We start from the raw sequence: 5309 nt of genomic DNA, 5'->3' as shown, positions 1-5309 counted from the left end.
AATTTCCACTATCTAAAAGGTCATCAATCTTTCTACTTTCTTCAAATGTTTCACCTTTATATAAAGGGAATTCTTCCCCATTAACTTCTACCTTAGTTCCAGCTTCAATTAAGTTAATTCCATCAAAGGTATTCTTATCTTCTAAAATAAATTCTTTTCCAACCTTTACTGCTAATTTTTCTGATGTTTGAGTTAGATTTTCAAAGATTTCTTCAAGGTATGAATCGTTTCTATATGGAATTACTTCCGAACCCCTAATCATACCTCCCATATATTCCATATTATCTCTGATAGTTACAGTTTTAAGTCCTCCACTTAGTTCATCAAAATCTGTAATGGTGAAGTCCTTATCTTTATATCTAACTTGATCGCCTATCTTAAATTTAGGCTCTATCTTTTCCTTAACTTCTTCTTGTAATGATTTTTCCTCACTTAATGCAACTTGCTCTTCTAAATATGAAAATTCACGCTCATTTACTTCTTCACCATCACCAAGGTCAATCCTATAATGCTCGACAACTTCACCGTCTACATAGTGGTCAAAATAAAATTTGAAATATCCGATATAATCATCAGTCATTTCTCCAAATTCATTTTCTCCAAGAGTTTGATTATGGTCTTTAACATCAATATCCTTTTGTCTTAGGACATTAATTAAATCTTTAGTTACTATCTGCCCACTATAATCGGGAACTAATTCGTGGTTTTCATTAAATTCTACAATCCAGTAATCTTTTCTATTTTCAGTGTTTTTGCCATCAAAAAAAGAAGCTTCATCAGCTTCCTTTTCTTGGCTTATTTCATTTTCTAAGCTTCCACGTATTCCTTGATTGCCATTCTCTTCACTGTTGCCATCAAGTTGTTCATCTGTCCTTGGTATTCCTCTGGATTCTCTCTCATCATCTTCTCTGTCAATCCTTGGGCTTTCATCATCTTGACTTTCTCTCTCTTGATAAAGTCCACTGCCTGATTCTGAATTTCCTTCAGATGGTTCAAAAGTGTTTTCTCCTCGTACATTTCCTGAAGTTTCTTCCAGTTCTCCATGTCCTCGCTCCCTACCAGGTAAGACAGTCTCAGAACCGCGTAAGTCGGATTCGGAAATCTCTCCATAAATTCCATATCCTTCTCCATCATGTCCAAGGTTTTCTCTTCGATCTTCATCGCTATTTCCTCTGTCGCTTCCATCTGTGAAAACTCGTCCATCTCCACTTCTTGACCTATCATCTCGTCTATATAAATCATCTTGACCTCCTCTATCTTCATTTATATTTTCTATATCTTTATTATAGTCGGCAGCGGCCCTTTCTGTCAGCAGCCTAGCACGATCTATTTCCTTAGATTTTTCTATTGTTCTATCTATAATATCTTCACTAACCCTTGATATTACAAGACCTATCTGTTCTAAAGAAATTGTATTAATCCTCAAAAAATTATTTTTTAAATTTTCCATATCCATAGGATAGACTGTATTAAACCTATTAGCTACCGCATAGGATATTGAGTCTCTCATAAACTTTTCAAAACTAAGTCTATCCTCTATATCTATCCTCAAATCAGCAAGAGCCAAGTTAATATATTCATCTCCATAAATTCGACTTAAAGAAAATATATTTTCATTGAGTGAATCACTAGCTTCAAATGAAGAATTATTTATTATTTCTTTTAAAGCCTCGTTATGATTTTCGTGATCAAACTGCCATAAGCTAACCTCATTAATATTCCTATCCATTGATGTAGTCTGACTAATATCGAAAATATATGAAATTCTTTGATTTACATCACTTCCAACTAAAATTGGAATACCCTTCTCTCCTCTCATAACAACTCGACCAAAATATTTCTTCCACATATAAAAAGTCGCACAAGCTCTAGCTTCAGGTTCCTTGTTGTATATACTTAGTTGGCTTGAAAAATCATATTTCTGATTATTGCCTATAACTTTTAATAGTTTTAAATATTCTTTTTCATCTTCTAGCACTTCATACTTTATTGCTTCTTGTATATTCTTAAAATCATTTACTTGCATTTCCTACCTCCTTTTTAAAGCAACAAAAAAAGACGATAGAATGTCATTTTCCATCGTCTATAAAACTTTTGCCTATAATATCCGAATTATTAATTATTAAATAACTAGTTAAAAAGTCATGATATTTACTTGTATTATCTTCATATATTGTTGATGTAAATGTTTTATATAAAAATATTCCAACTACTAAAATTAATACAATCATTAATCTTGTAAGAGCTAATCCAATTTTATCATTGCAATCTTTAATAACATCTATAATCTTCCAACCAGTTAAAGAAAATGCTAATATCAGAATAGAACCAATCATTTTAATAATTTTGGGGAACTTAGTTCCTGCAAAGCCTCCATCATTTTTATCTTTTGCTATTATATGCCTGTATTTTTGTAATTCTAGATAAACCTGTTTATTGTTAAGTTTTGTTTTCATTATTTCGTTATCTATGTCATTAATAAGTTTCTCCAATGAATCTTCTTGATGCATTAAACTTCTTTCTTTTCTTAAGCATAAATGATCATACCTTTGGACAAAATTTGTATTGCTTATTTCTTTTCCTAATTGCGTTGATCGATTATACTCGCTTCCAAATAATTTTTTTAGTTTTTCAGGAACTAAATTTGTTTTATCCAATTATTTCACCTCAGCTATTTTTATACCCATTTAAATCTAATATATCACTCTAATAATAGCCATTAAAATATCAACCACAATAGAGTTGCCGGCCTGCTTATATAGCTTGCTTGAAGTACAATTTTTTCTTCTTGGATGCACTTCCTCTAATTTGTCTATATCGCTATCATCAAAGCCCATGAGCCTTAAACATTCTCTTTCTGTTAAATACCTATACTGACCATTTCCAATATCTATTATTCCAGAATTGGGTACTCTCATCTGTTTTGTAGAAATAGTATAAGAAAAATCTTTAATCACTTTTAGTCGCCCTCTAAAACTATTATCTATGCCTTTATTTAAAAATTTCAGCATATAAGGTTGGGTCATTGTATAAAGTTCACTTACATCCTTTTCTAAAAATTCACTTAGTGGTCTTGTTTCTTTCCTCTCCAATTTATTAAAAGAAAAGTTATTTGCTCCAAGACATGAAACAACAAATATCCTTTCTCTTTTTTGAGGTATCCCAAAGTCCATTGCATTTAAGATTTCATACTTGCTTTCATATCCAAGGTCTTCTAGCTCCTTTAGATAAATAAAAAAGGAGTCCCTCATATTTCTATCAAGGACTCCCTTTACATTTTCCCAAATTATCCATTTAGGTTTATCTTTCATTTCTTTTATTATTCTAATTGTTTCAAATAGTAAGCTTGATCTAGTTCCCGAATTCTTTACTCCTCCTTGCTTTTTTCCTATTCTTGAAAAGTCTTGGCAAGGACTTCCATGCATTATTAAGTCTATCTTCTCATTAGGAGCTTTATATCCTACTACTGATTTTGGCTTATAGTCTTCTCCATAAAGTGCGTTGTATGATTTAACACAAGCCTTATCTATTTCTACATAATCAACTACTTCATAAGGTATCTTCAAATTAATAAAAGCCTTTCTAATAGCACCTATGCCACCGAAAAGCTCTAATATCTTCACCTTATTCATTTAGATTATTCTTGTACCTATCTACAAGCTCCCTTATACTATCTTCTATTTCTCTTAAAAAGTCTTCTTTATCTACTTCACCAGAGCTAATCTTTGCAAGTTTCATTTCCCATTCAGATGTTGTTTCTGCTGATTTAAACTTATCCTCTACAATCGATACAAGCCTATTGCCTTTTTCTGTTACAAGTAGATTTTTCTTATCTCTTCTTATAAGATCCTTATGGATAAGATTTTCGATAATTCCTGCTCTTGTAGCTGGTGTTCCTAAGCCTTTTCTTTCTACTTCTATAGCTTTATCCAAAGATTCTACTCCTGCATTCTCCATAGTCTTTAAAAGTGTATCTTCATTATAATGACTTGGGGCTTTGGTGAATTTCTCCGATATATTTTTAGAAGTTAGCTTAATTTTATCTCCAGTCTTTATATCTGGTAATTCATTTTTTTGTTTTTCTTTTCCATAGCTCTTTAGATACTTGGTATAACCTTCATCGATTATAGTCTTGCCACTTGCATTGAAGTTAAATTTATCATATTCATATCTGATTTTTCTACTAGATTCCTTTAAGTTATCCGAACATGAAGCAAGTAATTTATTCTTTATTAGATTATAGATTTTACTTTCTCTATCAGATAAATCTTTGGCTTTTCCAATACCTGATATAGTAGGAATAATCGCATAGTGGTCTGTAACATTAGATGAATTAAAAATAGACTTAAAATTTGATTCATTAACCTTAAAATCATCTTCAAGCCCTTCTAATAATTCTTTCATAGTATTGACCATATCATCGGTTAGATACCTGCTATCTGTTCTTGGATATGTGATTAGCTTTTTTTCATACAGACCTTGTGCCAGATTTAAAGTGTCATTTGCTGAATATCCAAAATATTTATTTGCTTCTCTTTGTAAGGTAGTGAGATCATAAGGCTTATCTGGTTTTGTGCTTATTTCTTTATCTACTACTTCTGTAATAACTATTTCATCTTCTAGCAAATTTAATAGTTGCTCTGCAACTTCAATTCTATCAATCCTATCTGATACAAGCTTCAATCCTTTATAAGATAGGTCTACCGTATAATATTTTTGCTTCTTAAATAGGTTTATTTCACTATCTCTTTTAGCAATTAAATATAGAGTTGGAGTTTGTACTCTACCAACTGAATATGTTTCCTTGTAAATGCAAGAATAAAGCCTACTTAAATTCATTCCAACTAACCAATCCGCAATTGCTCTTGCATTTGCTGATCTATATAAGTCTTCAAAGTTTTCTCCGTCTTTAAGATTTCTAAATCCATCTTCAACAGCTTTGTTTTCCATTGAAGATATCCAAAGTCTTTGAATTTTCTTCTTACATTTAGCTTGATTATATACAAGCCTAAAAATAAGTTCTCCCTCTCTACCAGCATCACAAGCATTTATAACTGTGTCGATGTTCTTATCATTTAAAAGTTTTTTCAAAATTCCATATTGTTTTTTAGTGCTTTTAGATACTTCATAAATATATTCTTCTGGAATTATTGGAAGATTTTCTATTGACCATTTCTTCCATTTTTCATCGTGTCTTTCTGGACTTGCCATTTGAATTAAATGACCTACACACCAAGAAACAATGTATCCACCTCCCTCATAATATCCGTTTTTTCTTGTTCTTGCTCCAATTACTTTTGCAATTGTAA

At 31.3% G+C, this 5309-nt stretch carries 3 protein-coding genes and 1 pseudogene; all 4 read right to left on the bottom strand.

The window, feature by feature from the left end; all coding sequences use genetic code 11:
* Nucleotides 1-2026 (bottom strand): annotated as a pseudogene (locus RRB46_RS10530) (DNA helicase); the annotation flags it as partial.
* Nucleotides 2027-2069: 43 nt separating this feature from the next.
* On the bottom strand, nucleotides 2070-2657 hold the full coding sequence (locus RRB46_RS10525; RefSeq protein ID WP_311538497.1) for a hypothetical protein: 588 nt from the start codon (nucleotides 2655-2657) through the stop codon (nucleotides 2070-2072).
* Nucleotides 2658-2693: 36 nt separating this feature from the next.
* On the bottom strand, nucleotides 2694-3632 hold the full coding sequence (locus RRB46_RS10520) for a DNA (cytosine-5-)-methyltransferase (protein WP_311538496.1): 939 nt from the start codon (nucleotides 3630-3632) through the stop codon (nucleotides 2694-2696).
* The coding region (topB, locus tag RRB46_RS10515; protein ID WP_311538495.1) for a DNA topoisomerase III at nucleotides 3625-5309 on the bottom strand (1685 nt) is incomplete at its 5' end. The genes RRB46_RS10520 and topB, both read right to left, overlap by 8 nt.

Origin of the sequence: uncultured Anaerococcus sp. (genome assembly GCF_963512375.1) — a bacterium.
Lineage (GTDB): Bacteria > Bacillota > Clostridia > Tissierellales > Peptoniphilaceae > Anaerococcus.
This window is presented reverse-complemented; position numbering and strand designations above follow the sequence as displayed.